We start from the raw sequence: 23,454 nt of genomic DNA on the forward strand, positions 1-23,454 counted from the left end.
GCAACCGATGCTCGACCTGCTCGCTCAGGACGAGGGGGTCAAGCGAGTTCTGGGTCATCGCGGCAACGCGAACATGGTCGACATCGCATCGGCACCCGGCCTGCGTCCGCCGTTGCTCGCACTGATGAACACGGCCGGCGCGCGGACGCCGCTGCTCGTCGTGACCGCCACCGGCCGTGACGCGGGCGACATGGTGACCGCGCTGCGTAGCCTGATCGGCGAGGACAAGGTCGCAGAGTTCCCCAGTTGGGAGACCCTCCCGCACGAGCGGCTGAGCCCACGCTCTGACACCGTCGGACGCCGATTGGCCGTTCTGCGCCGGCTCTCGCACCCCGACCAGAACGACGTCACTCACGGAGCCCTCGACGTCGTGGTCGCGAGCGTGCGGGCGGTCATGCAACCCATCGCCAAGGGCCTGGGCGACCTCGTGCCGGTGAGCCTTGTCGCCGGTCAGGACGCCGAACTCGAGGACGTCGTCAAGGCGCTCGTCGACGCCGCGTACACCCGCACCGACCTGGTCGAACGCCGTGGCGAGTTCGCGGTGCGCGGAGGCATCCTGGACGTCTTCCCGCCCACCGAACAGCACCCGTTGCGCGTCGACTTCTTCGGGGACACGGTCGATGAGATCCGTTGGTTCAAGGTCGCCGACCAGCGTTCGATGGAGATCGCCGAACAGGGACTGTGGGCGCCGCCGTGCCGCGAACTGCTGCTCACCGACGACGTACGCGAGCGGGCCGCGGTGCTCGCCAAGCAGTTGCCCGGTGTCGCCGACATGCTGCACAAGGTCGCCGAGGGCATCTCGGTCGAGGGCATGGAGTCACTGTCGCCGATCCTGCTGGGCGACAAGATGGAGACCATGCTCGACGTGCTGCCGCAGGGCACTCACGTCGTGCTGTCCGACCCCGAACGCGTCCGTACCCGTGCACACGACCTCGTCGCGACCAGCAACGAGTTCCTGGAGGCCAGCTGGTCCAACGCCGCTGCCGGCAACGTGATCCCGGTCGACCTGCAGAGCGTGCTCGGCACCGCGTCCTACTGGTCCTTGGTCGAACTGCGCGACCACGCCCTCGATCACGGACTGCCGTGGTGGTCCATGTCGTCGTTCGCGACGGATGAGGAACTCACCGAGTTCAGCGAGGACGAGATGCCGGGGGAGCGGGTCACGATCCGCACCGAGGAGGTGCCGCAGTACCGCAGCGACACCGAGGCCGCCATCGCCGACATCCGCACCTGGGCGGCAGCGGGTCTGCGGACACTGATGCTCACCGACGGTCCGGGTCTTGCCAAACGCGTCCGCGAATTGCTGATCGAACACGAGGTGCCGCTCGACGAGCACCTCACCGAGGGACGCGTCACGACCGCTGTGGCTACCCTCGGGCGTGGATTCGCGCTGCCGTCAAGCGAATTCGTGTTGGTCACCGAGTCCGATCTGATCGGTTCGAACCAGACCGGAGGCGGTTCCACCAAGGACATGCGCCGTATGCCGTCGCGTCGACGCAACCAGGTCGACCCGCTGCAACTTCGCCCAGGAGACTTCGTCGTCCACGAACAACACGGTGTCGGCAAGTTCGTCGAGATGATGCAGCGCACTGTCGGCGGCGCGACCCGCGAGTACCTCGTGCTGGAGTACGCGCCGTCCAAGCGCAACCAGCCCGGGGACCGGTTGTTCGTCCCGACCGACCAACTCGACCAGATCACCCGGTACGTCGGCGGCGAGGCGCCCACCCTCAACAAGATGGGCGGATCCGACTGGCAGACGACCAAATCCAGGGCGCGTCGACACGTCCGCCAGATCGCCGGTGAACTGATCCGGCTCTACTCGGCACGCATGGCCACCCCGGGACACGCATTCGCCACGGACACCCCGTGGCAGCGCGAACTGGAGGATGCGTTCGCGTTCGTCGAGACGCCCGACCAGCTGTCGTCGATCGACGAGGTCAAGGCCGACATGGAGAAGACCGTGCCGATGGACCGCCTGATCTGCGGCGACGTCGGCTACGGAAAGACCGAGATCGCCGTCCGCGCCGCGTTCAAGGCGATCCAGGACGGCAAGCAGGTCGCTGTGCTCGTGCCGACGACGCTGTTGGTCAAGCAGCACTTCAGCACCTTCTCCGAGCGGTACGCCGGCTTCCCGGTCACCGTCAAGGCACTCTCGCGTTTCCAGAGCGACAAAGAAGCGCGCGAGGTCATCGACGGATTGGCAAGTGGCGCAGTCGATCTCGTGATCGGTACACACCGGTTGCTCAGCAAGGAGATCCAGTTCAAGGATCTCGGTCTGGTTGTGGTCGACGAGGAGCAGCGCTTCGGGGTCGAGCACAAGGAGCAGCTCAAGCAGATGCGGACGGCGGTCGACGTGCTCGCGATGTCGGCCACGCCGATCCCCCGAACGCTCGAGATGGCGGTCACCGGGATCCGTGAGATGTCCACGCTCGCAACACCGCCCGAGGAGCGGCACCCGGTGCTGACCTTCGTCGGTGCCTACGACGAGAAGCAGATCGTCGCCGCGATCCGACGTGAACTGATGCGCGAGGGACAGGTCTTCCTGGTCCACAACAAGGTGCAGACGATCGAGAAGGCCGCCTCTCGACTGCGCGAGCTCGTGCCCGAGGCCCGCATCGGTACCGCCCACGGAAAAATGTCCGAGAACCGTCTCGAGGACGTCGTCGTCGACTTCTGGGAGCGGCGCCTCGACGTACTCGTCTGCACCACGATCGTCGAGACCGGGCTCGACATCTCCAACGCCAACACCCTGATCGTCGAACGCTCCGACGTCCTCGGTCTGTCCCAGCTGCACCAGTTGCGTGGACGCGTCGGACGCGGGCGCGAGCGCGCGTACGCCTACTTCCTCTACCCGACAGAGAAGCCGCTCACCGAAACTGCGCACGACCGGTTGCAGACCATCGCACAGCACACCGACCTCGGGGCGGGCATGCAGGTGGCGATGAAGGACCTCGAGATCCGTGGCGCGGGAAACCTGCTCGGCGGCGAACAGTCGGGCCACATCGCGGGCGTCGGGTTCGACCTGTACGTCCGCATGGTCGGTGAGGCCGTCGCCGATTTCCGCGGGGACGAACCCGATCGCGGCCCGGCCGAGATCAAGATCGAACTCCCGGTCGATGCCCACCTGCCGCACGACTACGTGCCCGGGGAGCGGCTGCGTCTGGAGGCGTACAAGAAGCTCGCGACGGTCACCACCGAGGACGAACTCGCCGAGATCGCAGAGGAACTCCTCGACCGTTACGGTGCACCGCCCGAGCCCGTGCAGCACCTGCTCGAGGTCGCACGACTGCGCGTGCTGGCCCGTCAGGCAGGTATCGGCGACGTAGGGACGCAGGGCAAGTTCATCCGGTTCGGTCCGGTGGAGTCTCTTCCGGAGAGCCGGCAGCTGCGGCTCGAGCGGCTGTACAAGGGCGCGAAGCTCAACCCGGCACTGAAGACCATCCTGGTGCCGGCGCCGATGACCAGCCCGGTCGGCGGCAAGCCGGTGCGCAACACCGAAGTGCTGCAGTGGGCGGCGCACTTCATCCGCAGCATCCTGCTGGACGACCCCAAGGGCTGATCGGTGCAGTCACACCTTCGTGGCAAGATGAAGCCGCTCGATCATCCCGGAGAGGAACCCATGTCCCGTCGCACGATGCGCGTCACCACCGCTGTTGCAGCTCTGGCTGTCGCGACCGCACTTTCCGGGTGCGGCACGTCCCCCGGCACCGCCGCCAGTTACCGGGGCGAGAAGGTCACCACCGAACAGGTGCAGGACGCGGTCACCGACATCACCAAGGAAGCACCGAGCTCCAACTTCGACGGCACGTCCGCCGCTGTGTTCATGGTGCTCGGTCCGCAGATGGAACAGATCGCCAAGAAGTACGGCGTCTACTCCTCGGTCGATGCCGCGAAGGCAGCGTTCAAGACCGTCAAGGACCCTTCGCAGTCCGCGATCCGCACCGTCCAGGGAAGCATGCACTTCTCCAATCTGCGCGAGTCTCAGCAGGGCGGCCCCGCGCTGCAGAAGCTGTTCAAGGACGCCGACGTGAAGCTCAACCCGCGCTACGGCACGTGGAAGAAGGGCGAGGGTCCGGTCTCCCAGACCGGCAACTGGATCAAGCAGGGCGCACCGCAGGAGCAGGCGCGCTGATCGGGCAACCCGGTGCCCGGTGACAACGCCGGCAGCCTGACGCTGCTGGTCACGAGTCCGCGTGTCCCGGCCGGCGTGCTGACGCGAGACGCCTGGCGTGCACTCGACGAGGCCGACCTCGTGCTGGCCGGCTCGGTCGACGACCCGGTGGCCAGCGCGATCGCGAGCTCCGGTGTCGCCGTCGAGGATTCACAGGCCGCATCGACGATGGAGCTCGGTCGCGAGCTCGCGCAGCGCGCAGTCGGGCAGAAGGTCGTCTGGATCGTCTCCCCGGACGGAGATCCCGGGCTCACCGATGCGCTCGCCGGCGAACTGACCCGGGCGGCCGATCCTGCCCCGGTCGAGATGCTCGTCGGCTCGTGGGACCAACCCGGCGCTCGCCTTGCCGACGCCGTGGCCGTGATGGACACCCTTCGCTCGCCCGGCGGTTGTCCCTGGGATGCGCAGCAGACCCATGAGTCCCTGGCCAAATACCTGCTCGAGGAAGCTCACGAGACCGTCGAGGCCATCGACTCCGCGGATCGAACGCATCTGCGCGAGGAACTCGGCGACGTCCTGCTGCAGGTGCTGTTCCACTCCCGTATCGCCGCCGACGACCCGGACGACCCTTGGGACATCGACGACGTCGCAGCAGCCTTGGTGGACAAGCTGATTCGGCGTCACCCCCACGTTTTCGCCGACGGGGACGCGTCCACGCCCGAAGAGGTCGAGGCGGCCTGGGAGCAGATCAAGGCGGCGGAGAAGGCCGAGCGTGCGGACAGTGAGACGCCGCTGCTCGAAGGCGTCCCCAAGTCGCTGTCGACCCTCATCGTGGCCGACAAGGTGCTCGCGCGTCGCGAGCGCGCCGGTCACCAGGATGTGCCCACGGGGGACGGAATCGGCGACCGGCTGCTCGCTCTCGTGGCTCGGGCGCGCGCCGAGGGCGTCGACGCCGACCAGGCTCTGCGGAACGCCGTCCGCCGCCTCGCTTCCGGCTGAGCCGGCTGCCACAGGCATCGAGCCTGTCGCTACCTGCCCGTAGAACCGCACGCCGTTAGGGTGGAGTCGTATCCGTGACTTCCATAGTTCAGGAGCCTGTCTTGGCCAGCATTGACGCCATCATCGCCCGCGAGATCCTCGATTCCCGCGGTAACCCGACCGTCGAGGTGGAGGTCGTCCTGGACGACGGCGCCCTCGGCCGCGCGGCGGTTCCGTCCGGAGCGTCCACCGGTCAGTTCGAGGCCGTCGAGCGCCGCGACGGGGACAAGAAGCGTTACCTCGGCAAGGGTGTCGAGGACGCCGTCGACTCCGTCGTCGAGCAGCTTGCGCCGGCCCTGCTCGGTTACGACGCCGACGAGCAGCGCCTCATCGACACCGAGATGATCGAACTGGACGGCACCCCCAACAAGGGCAAGGTCGGCGCGAACGCCATCCTCGGCGTCTCGCTCGCGGTCGCCAAGGCGGCAGCGGAGTCGGCCGGCCTGCCACTGTTCCGTTACGTGGGCGGCCCGAACGCCCACGTGCTGCCGGTCCCGATGATGAACATCCTCAACGGTGGAGCGCACGCCGACTCCAATGTCGACATCCAGGAGTTCATGATCGCCCCGATCGGCGCCGACTCCTTCCGTGAAGGTCTGCGCTGGGGCACCGAGGTCTACCACGCCCTCAAGAAGGTGCTGCACGACAAGGGGCTGTCCACCGGCCTCGGCGACGAGGGTGGCTTCGCCCCCAACCTGGAGTCCAACCGCGCCGCACTCGACCTCATCATCGAGGCGATCAAGGCCGCCGGTTACGAGCCGGGCAAGGACATCGGGCTCGCGCTCGACGTCGCGGCCAGCGAGTTCGGCGACAAGAAGGGCTACACCTTCGAGGGCAAGAAGAAGTCCTCGAAGGACATGATCAAGTACTACGCCGAGTTGGTCGACGCGTACCCGCTGGTCTCGATCGAGGACCCGCTGGACGAGGAGGACTGGGACGGCTGGGCGGCCATGACCGCCGAACTCGGCGACAAGGTGCAGCTGGTCGGCGATGACCTGTTCGTCACCAACCCCGAGCGCCTGCAGCGCGGTATCGACACCGACACCGCGAACGCGCTGCTGGTGAAGGTCAATCAGATCGGCTCGCTCACCGAGACGCTGGATGCCGTCGACCTGGCCCACCGCAGCGGCTACCGCTGCATGATGAGCCACCGCAGCGGTGAGACCGAGGACGTCACGATCGCCGACCTCGCCGTCGCCACCAACTGCGGCCAGATCAAGACCGGCGCTCCGGCCCGTTCCGACCGCGTTGCGAAGTACAACCAGCTGTTGCGCATCGAGGAGGAGCTGGACGACGCCGCGAAGTACGCCGGCGCCGCCGCCTTCCCGCGTTTCGCCAAGAAGAAGTGATGAACCGGCTCGGGCGTCGTTCGCGGCGCCCGAGCCGAGTCACACCCTGACCCGACCGATCCACAGATTCGACGAAAGTTGTTCCGATGACTCGCGATTCGCGACCCGCCGGTCGAAACACCGGCCGTGACCGCGGTAGGTCGACGTCTCGTCCTGCCGCCGCGCGACGGGGCAGCACGCGTCCGGAACACCGCGACGCCTCGCGCGGCAGTTCGGCCACCGGTCGTCTCGCCGCGATGCGCGAGCGCACTCGTCGGCGTCCGCAGTCGATGAAGAGGATGACGATCCTCGGTGTCCTGCTGCTATTCCTTACCGTGATCATCACGCCCACGCTGAACAGTTACCTGCAGCAGAAGCACCAGATCAACGAGCTCGGTGCGCAGGTCACCCAGAAGCAGAAGGACGTCTCCACCAAGGAGACCGAACTGAAGAAGTGGACGAACGACCCAAAGTTCGTCAAGCAGCAGGCACGTGACCGCCTCGGCTTCGTCAGCCCGGGAGAGACGCTGACCGTCCTCGTCGACGAGAACGGCAAGCCGGTCGGCACCGTCGACCCGTCGGGAAAGAAGGTCTCCACCAACCCCTGGTACGGCCAGGTGTGGCAGTCGACACTCGCGGCCAACCGGGGCGACAAGAAGTGACCGCAGAGAGCCACCCCGACATCGACCGAGCGGATCTGGACGCCGTCGAACGCCAACTCGGACGCCTGCCGCGGGGTGTCGTCGAGATCGCCGGGCGCTGCCCGTGCGGCTGCCCGACCGTCGTCCGCACCCTGCCGCGGCTGCCGGACGGCACGCCGTTCCCGACCTCGTTCTACGCGACTTGCCCGCGCCTGACCGGAGCGATCAGCACGCTCGAGGCGAACGGGATGATGCGCGAGATGACGCAGGAACTCAAGGACGATCCCGAACTCGCCGCCGCCTACCGCGCGGCCCACGACGACTACCTGCGTCGCCGCACCGAGCTCGGTCAGGTCGAGGAGATCGACGGCATCTCCGCCGGCGGGATGCCCGACCGGGTGAAGTGCCTGCACGTGCTGGTCGCTCACTCGATCGCCGTCGGACCCGGCGTGAATCCATTGGGGGACAAGGCTCTTGCCGCACTGCCGAACTGGTGGGAGAACGGCTGCTGTTCCAACATCGACCACCGGGAGAACGCATGAGGGTCGGCGCCGTCGACTGTGGCACGAACTCGATCCGACTGCTGGTCGCCGACATCGACGACGGCGTGCTGACCGATGTCGAGCGCACGATGCGCATCGTGCGCCTGGGGCAGGGCGTCGACATCACCGGTCGCATCACCGATGACGCGATGGAACGCACCCTCGACGCCGCGAACGACTACGCCAAGGTCTGCGAACAACTCGACGTGGAGGCGGTGCGCTTCGTCGCGACATCCGCCTCCCGTGATGCGTCCAACGCGCAGGACTTCATCGACGGAGTGCGCGCGGCCTTCGCCGTTTATGGCATCGATCCGGAGGTCGTCTCCGGGCTCGAAGAAGCCTCGCTGTCCTTCCGTGGCGCCACCGGCGATCTCATCGCCCAGGACGCTGCGTCGCCATACCTCGTCGTCGACCTCGGCGGCGGCTCGACCGAGTTCGTGCGCGGCACCGACGAGGTGGAGCGTTCGATCTCGATGGACATCGGATGCGTCCGGATGACCGAACGCCACCTGAAGTCCGACCCGCCCACCCCGGACGAGATCGAGGGCGCGTTGCGCGACATCAACGCCGCGATCGACGAGGCGCAGGACGCGGTCGGATTCGACGGCATCGGGTCGCTGGTCGGTCTCGCCGGGTCCATCACCACGATCACCGCGAACGCGTTGCACCTGCCGACCTATGACAAGTCAGCGATCCACGGCGCACGTATCCCGATCGGGGACGTCGAACGCTCCGCCACCGAACTGCTGACCGCGACCCGGGAGCAGCGAGCGGCCATGCCGTTCATGCATCCCGGCCGGGTCGACGTCATCGGCGCCGGGGCCCTGATCTGGCGCACCATCGTGCAGCGGGTCAGTGAGCACAGCGCGATCGAGCACACGGTCACCAGCGAAAAGGACATCCTCGACGGAATCGCCCTCTCCGTTGCGAACAACTGAGTGTCCCCGACCGGACTCGAACCGGGATGTTTTCTACCGGCTCCTGCGCCGGTCGTGGTCGGAGCTCGTTCCTCGCGGGAACCACCAGACGCCCCGCCTGCGCGAGCCTGGCCGTGTGGTCATCCAGGTGCCACCACTGGCATGGCAGGGCAGCTCGCACTGACCGTCTAATCTGTGTCTGCCCCCGTAGCCCAATGGCAGAGGCAGGCGCCTTAAAAGCGCTTCAGTGCGGGTTCGAGTCCCGTCGGGGGCACTGTCTCGAGGCGGTCACGATCCACAATCGCGGTGTGCGTGGGGATGATTTCGCCCATCCGAACGCTTTACTTGTGTAGAGGACTGAGCCCACACCCCGTGGGACGCGATCGTCGACGGAGGAGAGCGATGGCAACCAACCCGGTGTTCGACCGGTTCGAGAAAGACATGCAGCGCGGTGAGTATGCCGGTTTCGGCAACCGCCAGCAGCCGCAGTACGGACAGTACGGCCAGGGCGACCCCTATGCGGGTCCGCAGAACAGCCAGCAGGCTTACGGAACGCCGGGCCAGTACGGCCAGATGAACCCGAACGCGATGCAGCAACCGCAGGCTCCCGGCTACGGCAGCCCTGAGTTCGGAGCGCCGATGGCACCGGAGGCCACCGGTCGGCGGATGACGCTCGACGACGTCGTCGCCAAGTCGCTCGGCCTGTTCGGTCTGCTGCTGATCAGCGCCGGTGCGGGTTGGATGGTCACGGCCAACAACCGTCCGGCCGGCATGGCGATCTGGATGGGCGGCATGATCGCCGGCATCGTCCTGGGCTTCGTGATCAGTTTCAAGAAGACGATCTCGGTGCCCCTGATCGTGGCCTACGCGGTCATCGAAGGCGCTTTCCTCGGTGCGATCAGCCAGTTCTTCAACACGATGTTCGACGGCGTCGTCCCGCAGGCGGTGCTGGCGACCCTGTGCGTGTTCGCCGGCATGTTCGCCGGCTGGAAGTTCGGCCTGATCAAGGTCAACGACCGCACCCGCAGGATCTTCGCCTTCGCCGCGCTCGGCTACTTCCTGTTCGCCATGGTCAACCTGGTGCTGCAGTTCACCGGTGTCCTCGACCAGTTCGGGTTCTTCAGCATGGGCACCTTCGGCATGATCCTGTGCCTGCTCGCTGTCGCCCTTGCGTCGTACTCGCTGGCGATCGCCTTCGACACGATCCAGTATGCCGCCAATGCCGGTGTGCCGGAGAAGACCTCGTGGCTGCTGGCTCACGGTCTGATCGTGTCGATCGCGTGGCTCTACCTGGAGTTGCTGCGGCTGCTCGCGATCAGCCGCGACTGATCACCACCGCATCAAGAAGGCCCGCACCATTTTGGTGCGGGCCTTCTTCGTCGGTGCGTTCAGCCAATGACGTGACGCAGTCGGAGGAGTTCCTGCGCCGCCGCGTCGCCGTGCCCGGACGCGGACGCGTCGTACGCCGCGACCTTCAACTGGTCCATGGTCGCGACCGGTCCCAGCTCCGCGAAGTCGTCGGTCGGGCCGCTGAGGTCGAACAACGCACGTGCCGACGCACGAACCCGCGGACACAGCGCGGACGCGCGGTCCAACGGCAGCTGTTGCCACCGTCGGACCACGCGTCCGAGTTCGAGGCGTACCGCCTCGGGTCTGGGGTCGATCAGGACAGACGCTCGTAGATGATCGCCATGCCCTGGCCGCCACCGACACACATGGTCTCCAGGCCGTAGGTGCCGTCGACGGTCTGCAGGCCGTTGAGCAGCGTCGTCGTGATGCGGGCGCCGGTGGAGCCGAACGGGTGGCCGAGGGCGATCGCGCCACCGAACTTGTTCAGCTTGTCGAAATCCATGCCGAGGTCGTCGGCCGAGGGCAGCACCTGAGCGGCGAACGCCTCGTTGATCTCGTAGAGGTCCATGTCGCCGATCGTCATACCGGCGCGCTTCAGCGCCTGCTTGGACGCCTCGACCGGGCCGAGGCCCATGATCTCGGGGGAGAGGCCCGAGACGCCGGTGGAGATGACGCGAGCGAGCGGCGTCAGACCCAGTTCCTTGGCCTTGGTGTCGCTCATGACGACGACCGCTGCGGCGCCGTCGTTCAGCGGGCAGCAGTTACCTGCGGTGACGGTGCCGTTCTCCCGGAACACCGGCTGCAGGCTCGAGACCTTCTCCAGGGTGACGCCGGCACGTGGACCGTCGTCGGTGGAGACGACGGTGCCGTCAGCCAGGGTCACCGGCGCGATCTCGCGCTCGAAGAAGCCGTCCTTGATGGCCTGCTCTGCACGGTTCTGGCTCGAGACGCCCCACTCGTCCTGGCGCTCGCGGCTGATGCCGCGGGAGGTCGCGACGTTCTCGGCGGTCTGGCCCATCGCGATGTAGACGTCGGGCAGCATGCCCTCGTCGCGCGGGTCGGTCCAGGGGGTGTTCTCGGCTGCGATCTTCGCCGTGCGAGCCACGGAGTCCTTGAACTTGGAGTTCTGGATGTCCTCGCGCGACGAACCGGCGCTGGAGAAGTCGAGGTAACGGCTCACGCACTCGACGCCCGCCGAGACGAAGATGTCACCTTCGCCGGCCTTGATCGCGTGGTACGCCATGCGCGTGGTCTGCACCGATGAGGAGCAGAAGCGGTTGACGGTCGCACCGGGGACGGTGTCGAGGCCGGCCAGCACCGCGACGACGCGTGCCATGTTGTTGCCGTGCTCGCCCCAGGGCTCGGCGCAACCGAGGTAGAGGTCGTCGATCAAGGTGGGGTCGAGATTCGGCACCTTGGCCAGTGCGGCCTGGACGACCTGGGTCGCGAGGTCGTCCGGGCGGACGTCCTTCAACGAACCCTTGAATGCGCGACCGATCGGCGTGCGGGCGGTCGAGACGATGACTGCTTCGGGCATGGGTCCTCCGATGTCGGTGGGTTCACGGCACGCGCGGGCGCGGTGGTGCCGGGGCTTCCTCCGAGTCTACGACTCGGTAACGTCCGATGTGACGGGCGTCTCGTGGTCGCTCATCCCGGTCACGGATGCGTCCGGCGCAGGCGGTTCGACGGCGGCCGGAAGCGGTTCATGGTGGCGTCGCAACAGCACCGCCCAGCGTCCGCGGTGGCCCGACTCCTGTCCGCCGATCGCGGTGGCGCTGACCTCGGTTCCCGGATCTCGCACGGCTCGCATCGCCGCGACGGAGACCGGACCGATGCTCTCTCCGCGGCGGCGATCGGGCGCACGGCCGGTGTCGGTCGAGGCCTGGCCGAGCGCGTCCAACACGGAGGGGATCAACGCCGATGCTGCGCGCGCGTAGCCGGCTGCGGAGGGATGGAAGCGGTCCTTGCTGAACATCACCGACGGCGTCTGCTCGAACTCGTGACCGAGCAGGTCGCCGAGGGACACCGTGCGGCCGCCGTGCTCGACGACCGCGACGGTCTGGGCTGCGGCGAGGTCACGCGACCACTTGCGGGTCAGGAAGCGCAACGGTTGGGGGACGGGTTCGATCACTCCGAGGTCGGGACAGGTGCCTACGACGACCTCGCACCCGACCGCGCGCAAGGCTGCGACGGCCGCGGCGAGGTGGCGTATCGAGGTGGCGCGCTGGACACTGCGCGTGACGTCGTTCGCGCCGATCATGATCAGCGCGACGTGCGGTCGGTCGACAAGTTCGAGGGCGCGCTCCACCTGGGCGCCGAGGTCGGTCGAGATCGCTCCGACGGACGCGACGTTGGTCAAGTGCACCGGACGTCCCGCAATGGCGGCAACCGCGGTGGCGACGATCGCACCGACGGTCTGGGTCGACCGGTCGGCACCCATCCCCTTGGCGGTGGAGTCGCCGACCACGAGCAACTCGACCGGCGCGCCGGGTGCGTGTCCGTAGGTGCCGGAGTCCTCCGGCGCTCCTTCGAAGGGCTGGCCGACGACCCGACGGGCGATCATCGCCTCGATCCGCAGCAGCCCGTACGCGCCAAGACCGACACCTGCCAGGCCGGCGGCCCCGATCGATCCTGCGTACGCCGCAGTGGAAGCGATCTTGCGTGCCCCGGTCATGCCTCACCCCGTTCGATTCGGTTGCTTCGCTTTCGGTGGATCCTCTCACCACGGGTCCCCGGACGCGTGCTCACAGGTCAACGTCCCGCAGCCGGGCGACGTGACCGCTACTTCGTATTCCGACCACGATGTGAGACATTCGCGGCATGAAGTATGCGGAGCACATCGTGGACCTCGTCGGCGGCACACCCCTCGTCAAGCTCAACAGCGTCACCGACGGCGTCGCGTGCACGGTGCTGGCCAAGGTCGAGTACATGAACCCGGGCGGGTCGGTGAAGGACCGCATCGCGCTCAAGATGGTCGAGGCTGCCGAGGCGTCGGGAGAGTTGCAGCCGGGTGGCACCATCGTCGAGCCCACCTCAGGCAACACGGGGGTCGGTCTGGCCCTCGTCGCACAGCGCAAGGGCTACAAGTGCATCTTCGTCTGCCCGGACAAGGTCAGCGAGGACAAGCGCAACGTGCTGCGCGCCTACGGGGCGGAGGTCATCGTCACCCCCACGTCAGTGGCGCCTGAGCACCCGGACTCCTACTACAGCGTGTCGGACCGCATCGCCCAGGAGACCGAGGGTGGTTGGAAGCCGGATCAGTACTCCAACCTGAACGGGCCCGCGTCGCACTACGAGACGACCGGCCCGGAGATCTGGAACGACACCGACGGCAGGATCACCTCCTTCGTCGCCGGCATCGGCACCGGAGGCACGATCACCGGCACCGGCCGCTACCTGCGTGAGATCTCCGCCGATCGGGAAGGCGGACGGGTCCGGATCATCGGCGCGGACCCCGAGGGCTCGGTGTACTCCGGGGGCACCGGACGGCCCTACCTGGTGGAGGGCGTGGGTGAGGACATGTGGCCGCGTGCCTACGACCCGAAGGTGGTCGACGACGTGATCGCCGTGAGCGACGCCGAATCCTTCGAGATGACGCGCCGGTTGGCCCTGGAGGAGGGCCTGCTGGTCGGCGGGTCGTGCGGCATGGCCGTCGTGGCCGCGTTGCGTCACGCGAAGGACTTGCCCTCCGACGCGGTCGTGGTCGTCCTGCTTCCCGACTCCGGGCGGGGATACATGTCGAAGATCTTCGACGACAACTGGATGTCCTCGTACGGCTTCATGCGGGGGCAGGAGAGCCGCACGGCCGGCGATGTGCTGGCGGCCAAGAGCGGCGACATGCCTGCGCTCGTCCACACCCACCCGAACGAAACCGTGCGGGACGCCATCGAGATCCTGCGCGAGTACGGCGTCTCGCAGATGCCGGTCGTGAAGGCCGAGCCGCCCATTATGGCCGGAGAGGTCGCCGGCTCCGTGAGCGAGCGTGCACTGCTGGATGCGATCTACGCCGGCAAGGCCCACCTCGCCGACTCCGTCGAGAAACACATGGAGCCGGCGCTTGCGTTGGTCGGTGCTGGCGAACCGGTCGAGCACATGCGCGCACAGCTGGCCGAGAGCGACGCCCTGATGGTCGTGGACGGCGGTAAACCGATCGGCGTGCTGACCCGTGCGGATCTGCTGGGCATCCTGGCCGCCTGACGTACTGGTTTCGTCGGGGTGCGCCCAGGTGCGATCAAGCGAAAACAGCCTCTGACCTGCGGATTTGGAAGTTTCCGCGATGGTCACCTAATGTTTACGACGTCAGCCCGACAGGGAGGCGGGAACACCGGAAGGTGGGGCCGCACCGCAGGCTGGCAGGCCGGTTTGACTCTCGCCTAGAGCGGAGCTAAGCTGGACACTCCTTCCGGAGCCAAGCGCGCGAGGATCCACGGATCTGACGCCCAAGATTCGGAAGAACCAGAAAATCAGCTTGAAGAAGATGCTTCATCGCATTTTCGACGATGTCTGATCGTTTCTTGAGAACTCAACAGCGTGTCGAGTGATTGATGCCAAATGTTTGTTTGGTTGAGATTGTACTCAGTAGCATTTTTTATGGATGCTCTTGATCAATTTCGGCCAGGATGGTTTTTCTGTTTTTTTACGGAGAGTTTGATCCTGGCTCAGGACGAACGCTGGCGGCGTGCTTAACACATGCAAGTCGAACGATGAAGCTCCAGCTTGCTGGGGTGGATTAGTGGCGAACGGGTGAGTAACACGTGAGTAACCTGCCCTTCACTCTGGGATAAGCCTTGGAAACGAGGTCTAATACTGGATATTCATACATGGTCGCATGGTTGTGTGTGGAAAGATTTTTTGGTGGGGGATGGACTCGCGGCCTATCAGCTTGTTGGTGAGGTAGTGGCTCACCAAGGCTTTGACGGGTAGCCGGCCTGAGAGGGTGACCGGCCACACTGGGACTGAGACACGGCCCAGACTCCTACGGGAGGCAGCAGTGGGGAATATTGCACAATGGGCGAAAGCCTGATGCAGCGACGCCGCGTGAGGGATGACGGCCTTCGGGTTGTAAACCTCTTTCAGTAGGGACGAAGCGAGAGTGACGGTACCTGCAGAAGAAGCACCGGCTAACTACGTGCCAGCAGCCGCGGTAATACGTAGGGTGCGAGCGTTGTCCGGAATTATTGGGCGTAAAGAGCTTGTAGGCGGTTTGTCGCGTCTGCTGTGAAAGACCGGGGCTTAACTCCGGTTCTGCAGTGGGTACGGGCAGGCTAGAGTATGGTAGGGGAGACTGGAATTCCTGGTGTAGCGGTGAAATGCGCAGATATCAGGAGGAACACCGATGGCGAAGGCAGGTCTCTGGGCCATTACTGACGCTGAGAAGCGAAAGCATGGGGAGCGAACAGGATTAGATACCCTGGTAGTCCATGCCGTAAACGTTGGGCGCTAGGTGTGGGACTCATTCCACGAGTTCCGTGCCGCAGCTAACGCATTAAGCGCCCCGCCTGGGGAGTACGGCCGCAAGGCTAAAACTCAAAGGAATTGACGGGGGCCCGCACAAGCGGCGGAGCATGCGGATTAATTCGATGCAACGCGAAGAACCTTACCAAGGCTTGACATACACCGGAAGCATGCAGAGATGTGTGTGCCTTTTGGCTGGTGTACAGGTGGTGCATGGTTGTCGTCAGCTCGTGTCGTGAGATGTTGGGTTAAGTCCCGCAACGAGCGCAACCCTCGTTCCATGTTGCCAGCACGTGATGGTGGGGACTCATGGGAGACTGCCGGGGTCAACTCGGAGGAAGGTGGGGATGACGTCAAATCATCATGCCCCTTATGTCTTGGGCTTCACGCATGCTACAATGGCTGGTACAGAGGGCTGCGATACCGTGAGGTGGAGCGAATCCCTTAAAACCGGTCTCAGTTCGGATTGGGGTCTGCAACTCGACCCCATGAAGTTGGAGTCGCTAGTAATCGCAGATCAGCAGTGCTGCGGTGAATACGTTCCCGGGCCTTGTACACACCGCCCGTCAAGTCACGAAAGTCGGTAACACCCGAAGCCGGTGGCCTAACCCTTGTGGGGGGAGCCGTCGAAGGTGGGATTGGCGATTGGGACTAAGTCGTAACAAGGTAGCCGTACCGGAAGGTGCGGCTGGATCACCTCCTTTCTAAGGAGCGACAGTGGCCTTTCATCACCGCGTGTGTGGTGGGGTCCTGCTCAAGGGTGGAACATCAATCATGGTGCCCGTGACCGGGTGGCTGTCTCGACCAAGTACGAACCGGTGGTTCGGCTGATGTGAGTGATCACGGATGCTGGGCTGGGGTTGTGGAAAGGTGTTCGGGGTGGTTGCTGGGTGTGGGGTGTCGGCACGTTGTTGGGTCCTGAAGAAACGATCTTCGGCGACTGGTACAGCTCCTTGGTGGGTTGTGGTGGTGGTTGGGGTTGTTTTTTCTGGGTTGGCAGGCTGTTCGCCGGCTGCACTGAATGATCTGGGCTTGTGGGTCTGGGTTGGTGTGGGTGGTGGTGGTGCTGTGTGTTGTTTGAGAATTGCATAGTGGACGCGAAGCATCTGTAGTGCTCTGTGAAGTTTTTTGTGTAAGTTTTTAAGAGCGTACGGTGGATGCCTTGGCACCAGGAACCGATGAAGGACGTAGGAATCTGCGATAAGCCTCGGGGAGTCGATAACCAGACTGTGATCCGAGGATTTCCGAATGGGGGAACCCCGCACCATTCATGTGGTGTGACCCATACCTGAACTCATAGGGTATGTGGAGGGAACGTGGGGAAGTGAAACATCTCAGTACCCACAGGAAGAGAAAACAAGAGTGATTCCGTGAGTAGTGGCGAGCGAAAGCGGATGAGGCTAAACCGCGGTTGTGTGATACCTGTCAGGGGTTGCAGTCGTGGGGTTGTGGGATCGTTCTTACCAATGCTGACATGTTGGTGGGCAGTTAGAAATGGCGCGTGTAGGCGAAACATCTTGAATGGTGTACCGGAGAGGGTGTAAGTCCTGTAGCCGAAACATGTGTCACTGTCTTGGACGTGTTCCCAAGTAGCACCGGGCCCGTGAAATCCGGTGTGAATCTGGCAGGACCACCTGCTAAGCCTAAATATTCCCTGGTGACCGATAGCGGACTAGTACCGTGAGGGAAAGGTGAAAAGTACCCCGGGAGGGGAGTGAAATAGTACCTGAAACCGTGCGCTTACAATCCGTCAGAGCCTCCTTGTTGGGGTGATGGCGTGCCTTTTGAAGAATGAGCCTGCGAGTTAGTGCTCAGTGGCGAGGTTAACCCGGGTGGGGTAGCCGTAGCGAAAGCGAGTCCGAAGAGGGCGTTTTTAGTCGCTGGGTCTAGACCCGAAGCGGAGTGATCTACCCATGGCCAGGTTGAAGCGACGGTAAGACGTCGTGGAGGACCGAACCCACTTAGGTTGAAAACTGAGGGGATGAGCTGTGGGTAGGGGTGAAAGGCCAATCAAACTCCGTGATAGCTGGTTCTCCCCGAAATGCATTTAGGTGCAGCGTCACGTGTTTCTTGCCGGAGGTAGAGCTACTGGATGGCTGATGGGCCTCACCAGGTTACTGACGTCAGCCAAACTCCGAATGCCGGTAAGTGAGAGCGTGGCAGTGAGACTGTGGGGGATAAGCTTCATAGTCGAGAGGGAAACAGCCCAGATCACCAGCTAAGGTCCCTAAGCGTGTGCTAAGTGGAAAAGGATGTGGAGTTGCTGTGACAACCAGGAGGTTGGCTTAGAAGCAGCCACCCTTTAAAGAGTGCGTAATAGCTCACTGGTCAAGTGATTCCGCGCCGACAATGTAGCGGGGCTCAAGCACACCACCGAAGCTGTGGCAATCACACGACACCCTGATTTCAAGCCTTGTGTTTGTGGTCCAGGGGTATGGTTGGGTAGGGGAGCGTCGTGTGGGCAGTGAAGCGCCGGAGTGATCCAGGTGTGGAGGCCACACGAGTGAGAATGCAGGCATGAGTAGCGAATGACGGGTGAGAAACCCGTCCGCCGAATAACCAAGGGTTCCAGGGTCAAGCTAATCTGCCCTGGGTAAGTCGGGACCTAAGGCGAGGCCGACAGGCGTAGTCGATGGACATCCGGTTGATATTCCGGAACCGGCGAAGGACCGCCCATATCGAACCAAGGGATGCTAACCACCCGAACCATCATGTTCGTACGCCTTCGGGTGTGCGTGTTGGTGGGGAGCGTGGGACCCGATCTTGTAGTAGGTAAGCGAGGGAGTGACGCAGGAAGGTAGCCTCCGCGGGGCGATGGTTGTCCCCGTCTAAGACTGTAGGCCGACTGGTAGGCAAATCCGCCAGTCATTCAGGCTGAGAGTTGATAGTGACCACATATGTGGGAAGTAGGGTGATCCTATGCTGCCGAGAAAAACTTCTAGCGAGGTTCGAGCCGCCCGTACCCTAAACCGACTCAGGTGGTTAGGTAGAGAATACTAAGGCGATCGAGTGAATCGTGGTTAAGGAATTCGGCAAAATGCCCCCGTAACTTCGGGAGAAGGGGGGCCCAATCCTTGAAGTGACTTGCTCACTAGGGGTGAGGGCCGCAGAGACCAGGGAGAAGCGACTGTTTACTAAAAACACAGGTCCGTGCGAAGAAGTAATTCGATGTATACGGACTGACGCCTGCCCGGTGCTGGAACGTTAAGGGGACCGGTTAGCCTTTGGGCGAAGCTGAGAACTTAAGCGCCAGTAAACGGCGGTGGTAACTATAACCATCCTAAGGTAGCGAAATTCCTTGTCGGGTAAGTTCCGACCTGCACGAATGGCGTAACGACTTCTCCACTGTCTCAACCGCGAACTCGGCGAAATTGCACTACGAGTAAAGATGCTCGTTACGCGCAGCAGGACGGAAAGACCCCGGGACCTTTACTACAGCTTGGTATTGGTGTTCGGTACGGCTTGTGTAGGATAGGTGGGAGACTGTGAAGCATGCACGCCAGTGTGTGTGGAGTCAACGTTGAAATACCACTCTGGTCGTTCTGGGCTCCTAACCTCGGTCCGTGATCCGGATCAGGGACAGTGCCTGGTGGGTAGTTTAACTGGGGCGGTTGCCTCCCAAAAGGTAACGGAGGCGCCCAAAGGTTCCCTCAGCCTGGTTGGCAATCAGGTTTTGAGTGTAAGTGCACAAGGGAGCTTGACTGTGAGACAGACATGTCGAGCAGAGACGAAAGTCGGGACTAGTGACCCGGCGGTGGCTTGTGGAAGCGCCGTCGCTCAACGGATAAAAGGTACCCCGGGGATAACAGGCTGATCTTGCCCAAGAGCTCATATCGACGGCATGGTTTGGCACCTCGATGTCGGCTCGTCGCATCCTGGGGCTGGAGTAGGTCCCAAGGGTTGGGCTGTTCGCCCATTAAAGCGGTACGCGAGCTGGGTTTAGAACGTCGTGAGACAGTTCGGTCCCTATCCGCTGTGCGCGTAGGAAACTTGAGAAGACCTGTCCCTAGTACGAGAGGACCGGGATGGACGAACCTCTGGTGTGTCAGTTGTTCCGCCAGGAGCACCGCTGATTAGCTACGTTCGGAAGTGATAACCGCTGAAAGCATCTAAGCGGGAAGCACGCTTCAAGATGAGGTTTCCATGCCCCTTTGTGGGTGAGAGGCTCCCAGTAGACGACTGGGTTGATAGGCCGGACGTGGAAGCACAGTAATGTGTGTAGCTGACCGGTACTAATAAGCCGATAACTTACTCAAACCCTTCACAACAAAGGGTTCCTGCAGTTCATGCTTTAGCGTCCACTATGCGATATCTGAAACAACACGCAACAAACCTGTTGGCGTCATAGTTTCATAGTGTTACGGCGGTCATAGCGAAGTGGGAAACGCCCGGTCACATTCCGAACCCGGAAGCTAAGCCCTTCAGCGCCGATGGTACTGCACTCGGTAGGGTGTGGGAGAGTAGGACACCGCCGGACTTCTTTTTAAAGGCAAAGGGCTGCCCCTCAGGGGCGGCCCTTTGTGCATTCCTCGGCCGGTTTCCGGCGTTCATTTTTCGCCCCAACCACGCGGACCGCACCGGCGTCCTGCAAGATGGACGTCGGGCCTCGGGAATGAGGGTGCGAGAAGCAGAATGCGGAGGCCGCTGGGTGAGCGTCAGCAGGGTGTTCAAGGGCTCGATCAATTCGTATGGCGGATCCGCCGCATCGGTACGTCTCAAGACAGGCTGGCGCGAACGGGTCGCCGTCTGGCTCGGGCGTCTGCTGGTGGTGGCCGCCCTGTGGTCGCTGATCTCGCTCCTGCTGGGGTTGGAGATCATCGGGTTGGTCGTCTCCGACCTGTTCTCCCTGGCCGGCCTTCCATCAGAACCCAGCCTCTTCATTGCGGCCCTGACACTCGTTCTGGCCGGGGCCGTCCGCAGACGTCTGCGTGCCGCCCACACCGTGGTGCTGGTTGTCATGCTCGTCGCGCTGATCTCTTCTGCGTTGCTGGTCTACGTCGCCTGGGACTCTCCCGAGTGGCTGACGGTCGAACAGGTCAACGGCTGGACCCGGGACTACATCGAGATCCGCTCAGGTGTCGCGTTCAATCTGGTCGCGCTGTCGATACAGACCGTCGTCTTCATCGCGCTGCTGCTCAGCAGGTCCGCATTCCCGGCCCGTCTGCAGAAGGGCAGCCTCCGGCTCGGTCTCGGAGTCCTGCTGAGCGGACTGCTGCTGTCCGCGTGTCTGTCCTTCGCGCTGACCTGGTTCTTCCCGCACACGCTCAAGGGCCCGGGAGAGCGTGCACGTTGGAGCGTCCGTTCGGCGTTCGGAATCGAGACCCCGCCCGGCACTCCGGTCTTCGACGGTCATTACGGGCCGCACTGGATCTATGTACTTGCCGGCCTCACGTCGGCGATCGCGCTGGTGCTCGCGCTGCTGGCGGTGTGGCGGGCCGGCCACGGGGCGGGATGGCAGAGCGCCGACCAGGAACTGGCGGTCCGCCGCCTGTTGCTGGAGCACGGAGAGGACGACTCGCTCGGCTACTTCGCCACGCGCCGCGACAAGTCCGCGGTGTTCTCACCGGACGGCCGGGCGGTCCTCACCTTCCGCAACGAGGGAAGTGTGAGCGTCGCCAGTGCCGACCCCATCGGCGATCCGGGGTCGTGGCCCGCAACCATCGAAGCCTGGCGCAAGCAGTGCCGTGAACTCGGTCTGTACAGTGCGGTTCTTTCCAGTGGTGACAAGGCGTCCCAGATGTATGTCGACGCCGGCCTGCGGGCCTTCCCATTGGGCGACGAAGCGATCATCGACGTCGACTCCTTCAGTCTGCGGGGTCGGTCCATGCGTCCGGTGCGACAGGCGGTCACCAGGATCAACCGGGCCGGATACACCGCCGAAGTTCGTCGACACGGTGACCTGAACCCCGATGAACTCGCCGAGATCGAACGCCTGGCCACCGAATGGCGCGGCAACGAGACCGAGCGTGGTTTCTCGATGGCGCTCAACCGACTTGGTGACCCGGCCGACGGTCGATGCGTACTCATCACGGCCCGAGACCGCGAAGGTGTCATTCGTGGTTTTCTGTCGTTCGTGCCGTGGGGCGTGCGCGGTGTGTCCCTGGACCTCATGCGTCGAGACCGCTCCGCGGAGAACGGTCTCAACGAGTACCTGGTCGCCAAGCTGATCGAACTCGGCGGTGACCTCGGCATTCGCCGGGTGTCGCTGAACTTCGCCGTGTTCCGCAACGTGTTCAGCACAGCCGATCAGGTGGGTGCCGGTCCGGTCACGAAGCTGACGGATGCTGCGTTGTCGTTCGCGTCCAGGTTCTACCAACTCGAGACGCTCTATCGGTCCAACGACAAGTACCGCCCGACGTGGGTTCCACGGATGCTCTGCTACGACCCCGCCCTCACCGTGGCCCGCGCCGGGCTGGCGATGGGTATCGCCGAGGGCTTCGTGCGTCCGGTCGGTCCTCGCTTCCTCATCGGACCTCGTCCGGGTGAGAGCCAACCGGTGCGCACCGAGGAGGGGTTCAACGAGACCGTGCGTGAGCAGGAACGCGATCTGCTCATTCCGGAACCGGACGCCGTGCAACTCAGCGAGCAACAGCGCGTCCGTCGAGGCAAGCTGGAGCTGCTGCGTGAGGCGGGTTTCGAGGGCTACCCCGTGTCGGTGCCGCGCACCCATCGCGTGGCCGAGCTTGTTGCAGCACACAGGGGGTTGGCCCCGGACACGACGACCGACGTCGCCGTGTCGGTCAGCGGACGCATCCGTGCCTGGCGCAACCTGGGCGGCGTCACCTTCGCAGTCCTCGACGACGAGGGCTCACGGATCCAGGTGATGGTCACCGTCGAAGGAACACCCCGCCAGGCGCGTGAACTGTGGCGCCGGACGGTCGACCTGGGCGACCTGGTGAGCGTCACCGGCGTGGTCGCGACCTCCCGCAACGGAGAACTGTCGGTGCTGATGCACTCGTGGCGCATGGCGTCCAAGTGCTTGAGCCCCATGCCGGTGATGCATACCCGACTGTCGGAGGACGTCCGGGCGCGCAACCGTTCCCTCGACCTGCTCCTCGACCCGAACTCACTCGCGATGCTGCAGCGCCGGTTCATCGGCGTGCGAGCCATGCGTGACGTCTTCACCGACAAGGGGTTCGTCGAGGTGGAGACGCCTATGCTTCAGGCGATCCACGGCGGCGCGACCGCGCGTCCGTTCAAGACGCATATCAACGCCTACAACATGGGCCTGTACCTGCGCATCGCACCCGAGCTCTACTTGAAGCGGCTGGCGGTCGGCGGGATGCAGCGGATCTTCGAACTGAACCGCAACTTCCGCAACGAGGGCACGGACGCGACCCACAACCCGGAGTTCACCTCGTTGGAGGCGTACGAGGCCTACGGCGACTACGACACCATGCGCGAACTCATGCGGGAGGTCGTGCTGCGCACCGCGGTTGCCGTGAACGGCCGTCCGGTCGCCTTGCGGCCCAACGCTTCAGGGGGAGTGGACGAGGTCGACCTGGACCGTCCGTGGCCGGTCGTGACCGTGCACGAGGCGGTGTCGAAGGCGGTCGGGCAGACCGTCACCAGCGCTTCGCCGCTCGCCGACCTCGCGCAGATCTGCGCCGCCCACGGTGTCGGTGCGCCGGCCGGGGCCGGTCCGGGCAAGCTGGTGATGGAGTTGTACGAGGCACTGGTCGAGAAGCAGACCACGTTCCCGACCTTCTACAAGGACTTCCCGGTCGAGGTCTCGCCGCTGGCGCGTCCGAACCGCAACGACCCGAAGTTGGCGGAGCAGTGGGACCTGGTCGCGTTCGGCGCGGAGATGGGCACCGCGTACAGCGAGCTCATCGACCCCATTGATCAGCGCGAGCGTCTGACCCGTCAGTCGATGGCCGCTGCCGCGGGCGACCCGGAGGCGATGGAGGTCGACGAGGCCTTCCTCGGGGCACTCGAACTCGGCATGCCGCCGACCGGTGGCCTGGGGTTCGGTGTCGACCGACTGATCATGATGCTGCTCGGCACCAACATCAAAGCCACGCTCGCGTTCCCGTTCGTGCGGCCGAGTGGTCACGGCGACGACGACTGAAC

General features: G+C 64.2%; 13 protein-coding genes, 1 tRNA gene and 3 rRNA genes. 14 read left to right on the forward strand and 3 right to left on the reverse strand.

Annotated features, from left to right (window positions below):
• Positions 1–7 precede the first annotated feature (7 nt).
• The 9 genes from mfd to MF407_RS02515 all read left to right on the forward strand — a co-directional run bounded on the left by mfd (position 8) and on the right by MF407_RS02515 (position 9,906).
• Complete coding sequence (mfd, locus tag MF407_RS02475) at positions 8–3,559, forward strand: transcription-repair coupling factor (RefSeq protein ID WP_239702840.1); 3,552 nt, start codon at positions 8–10, stop codon at positions 3,557–3,559.
• Between the two features lie 60 nt (positions 3,560–3,619).
• A complete protein-coding gene (locus MF407_RS02480) occupies positions 3,620–4,132 on the forward strand; it encodes a hypothetical protein (protein WP_129624525.1) in 513 nt (170 codons plus the stop codon).
• A 12-nt stretch (positions 4,133–4,144) separates the two neighbouring features.
• On the forward strand, positions 4,145–5,110 hold the full coding sequence (locus MF407_RS02485) for a MazG family protein (protein WP_129624524.1): 966 nt from the start codon (positions 4,145–4,147) through the stop codon (positions 5,108–5,110).
• Positions 5,111–5,211: 101 nt separating this feature from the next.
• The gene (eno, locus tag MF407_RS02490; protein WP_239701154.1) at positions 5,212–6,498 is read left to right on the forward strand and encodes a phosphopyruvate hydratase; all 1,287 of its coding nucleotides are present in this window, start codon (positions 5,212–5,214) and stop codon (positions 6,496–6,498) included.
• 236 nt (positions 6,499–6,734) lie between these two features.
• On the forward strand, positions 6,735–7,139 hold the full coding sequence (locus tag MF407_RS02495) for a septum formation initiator family protein (RefSeq protein WP_168990125.1): 405 nt from the start codon (positions 6,735–6,737) through the stop codon (positions 7,137–7,139).
• A complete protein-coding gene (locus MF407_RS02500) occupies positions 7,136–7,660 on the forward strand; it encodes a DUF501 domain-containing protein (protein WP_239701157.1) in 525 nt (174 codons plus the stop codon). Before MF407_RS02495 ends, MF407_RS02500 begins: the two co-directional genes overlap by 4 nt.
• On the forward strand, positions 7,657–8,598 hold the full coding sequence (locus tag MF407_RS02505) for a Ppx/GppA phosphatase family protein (RefSeq protein WP_239701159.1): 942 nt from the start codon (positions 7,657–7,659) through the stop codon (positions 8,596–8,598). The genes MF407_RS02500 and MF407_RS02505 overlap by 4 nt, the downstream gene beginning before the upstream one ends.
• A 180-nt stretch (positions 8,599–8,778) precedes the next feature.
• Positions 8,779–8,851: transfer RNA gene (locus MF407_RS02510), tRNA-Leu, on the forward strand.
• A 128-nt stretch (positions 8,852–8,979) separates the two neighbouring features.
• On the forward strand, positions 8,980–9,906 hold the full coding sequence (locus tag MF407_RS02515) for a Bax inhibitor-1/YccA family protein (protein WP_141929194.1): 927 nt from the start codon (positions 8,980–8,982) through the stop codon (positions 9,904–9,906).
• Positions 9,907–9,965: 59 nt separating this feature from the next.
• On the opposite strand, the gene MF407_RS02520 is transcribed toward MF407_RS02515, so the two are convergent.
• From MF407_RS02520 to MF407_RS02530, 3 genes are all read right to left on the reverse strand, one after another.
• On the reverse strand, positions 9,966–10,172 hold the full coding sequence (locus MF407_RS02520; protein WP_239701160.1) for a hypothetical protein: 207 nt from the start codon (positions 10,170–10,172) through the stop codon (positions 9,966–9,968).
• Between the two features lie 68 nt (positions 10,173–10,240).
• Positions 10,241–11,464: an acetyl-CoA C-acetyltransferase gene (locus MF407_RS02525; RefSeq protein WP_129624517.1), complete on the reverse strand. Its 1,224-nt coding sequence runs from the start codon at positions 11,462–11,464 to the stop codon at positions 10,241–10,243.
• 66 nt (positions 11,465–11,530) lie between these two features.
• Positions 11,531–12,601: an SGNH/GDSL hydrolase family protein gene (locus tag MF407_RS02530; RefSeq protein WP_129624516.1), complete on the reverse strand. Its 1,071-nt coding sequence runs from the start codon at positions 12,599–12,601 to the stop codon at positions 11,531–11,533.
• A gap of 146 nt (positions 12,602–12,747) precedes the next feature.
• On the opposite strand from MF407_RS02530, the gene MF407_RS02535 reads away from it, so the two are divergent.
• The 5 genes from MF407_RS02535 (at position 12,748) to lysX (ending at position 23,452) form a co-directional block, all read left to right on the forward strand.
• The gene (locus tag MF407_RS02535; RefSeq protein WP_129624515.1) at positions 12,748–14,124 is read left to right on the forward strand and encodes a cystathionine beta-synthase; all 1,377 of its coding nucleotides are present in this window, start codon (positions 12,748–12,750) and stop codon (positions 14,122–14,124) included.
• Positions 14,125–14,562: 438 nt separating this feature from the next.
• Positions 14,563–16,085, forward strand: a 16S ribosomal RNA gene (locus MF407_RS02540).
• Between the two features lie 426 nt (positions 16,086–16,511).
• A 23S ribosomal RNA gene (locus MF407_RS02545) occupies positions 16,512–19,637 on the forward strand.
• Positions 19,638–19,740: 103 nt separating this feature from the next.
• A 5S ribosomal RNA gene (gene rrf, locus MF407_RS02550) occupies positions 19,741–19,858 on the forward strand.
• The 16S, 23S and 5S rRNA genes sit together here, the layout of an rRNA operon.
• Before the next feature lie 171 nt (positions 19,859–20,029).
• Positions 20,030–23,452 (forward strand): bifunctional lysylphosphatidylglycerol synthetase/lysine--tRNA ligase LysX, encoded by a 3,423-nt coding sequence (lysX, locus tag MF407_RS02555; RefSeq protein ID WP_239701161.1) that lies wholly within the window; start codon positions 20,030–20,032, stop codon positions 23,450–23,452.
• Positions 23,453–23,454: the final 2 nt, after the last annotated feature.

Origin of the sequence: Yimella sp. NH-Cas1, assembly GCF_022359705.1 — a bacterium.
GTDB lineage: Bacteria > Actinomycetota > Actinomycetes > Actinomycetales > Dermatophilaceae > Yimella > Yimella lutea.

What these genes read in the sequence shown, in the direction of transcription:
- mfd (WP_239702840.1), top strand. Translation starts at nt 8, where the DNA reads ATGCTCGACCTGCTCGCTCAGGACGAGGGGGTCAAGCGAGTTCTGGGT.
- MF407_RS02480 (WP_129624525.1), top strand. Translation starts at nt 3,620, where the DNA reads ATGTCCCGTCGCACGATGCGCGTCACCACCGCTGTTGCAGCTCTGGCT.
- MF407_RS02495 (WP_168990125.1), top strand. Translation starts at nt 6,735, where the DNA reads ATGCGCGAGCGCACTCGTCGGCGTCCGCAGTCGATGAAGAGGATGACG.
- MF407_RS02505 (WP_239701159.1), top strand. Translation starts at nt 7,657, where the DNA reads ATGAGGGTCGGCGCCGTCGACTGTGGCACGAACTCGATCCGACTGCTG.
- MF407_RS02515 (WP_141929194.1), top strand. Translation starts at nt 8,980, where the DNA reads ATGGCAACCAACCCGGTGTTCGACCGGTTCGAGAAAGACATGCAGCGC.
- MF407_RS02525 (WP_129624517.1), bottom strand. Translation starts at nt 11,464, where the DNA reads ATGCCCGAAGCAGTCATCGTCTCGACCGCCCGCACGCCGATCGGTCGC.
- MF407_RS02530 (WP_129624516.1), bottom strand. Translation starts at nt 12,601, where the DNA reads ATGACCGGGGCACGCAAGATCGCTTCCACTGCGGCGTACGCAGGATCG.
- MF407_RS02535 (WP_129624515.1), top strand. Translation starts at nt 12,748, where the DNA reads ATGAAGTATGCGGAGCACATCGTGGACCTCGTCGGCGGCACACCCCTC.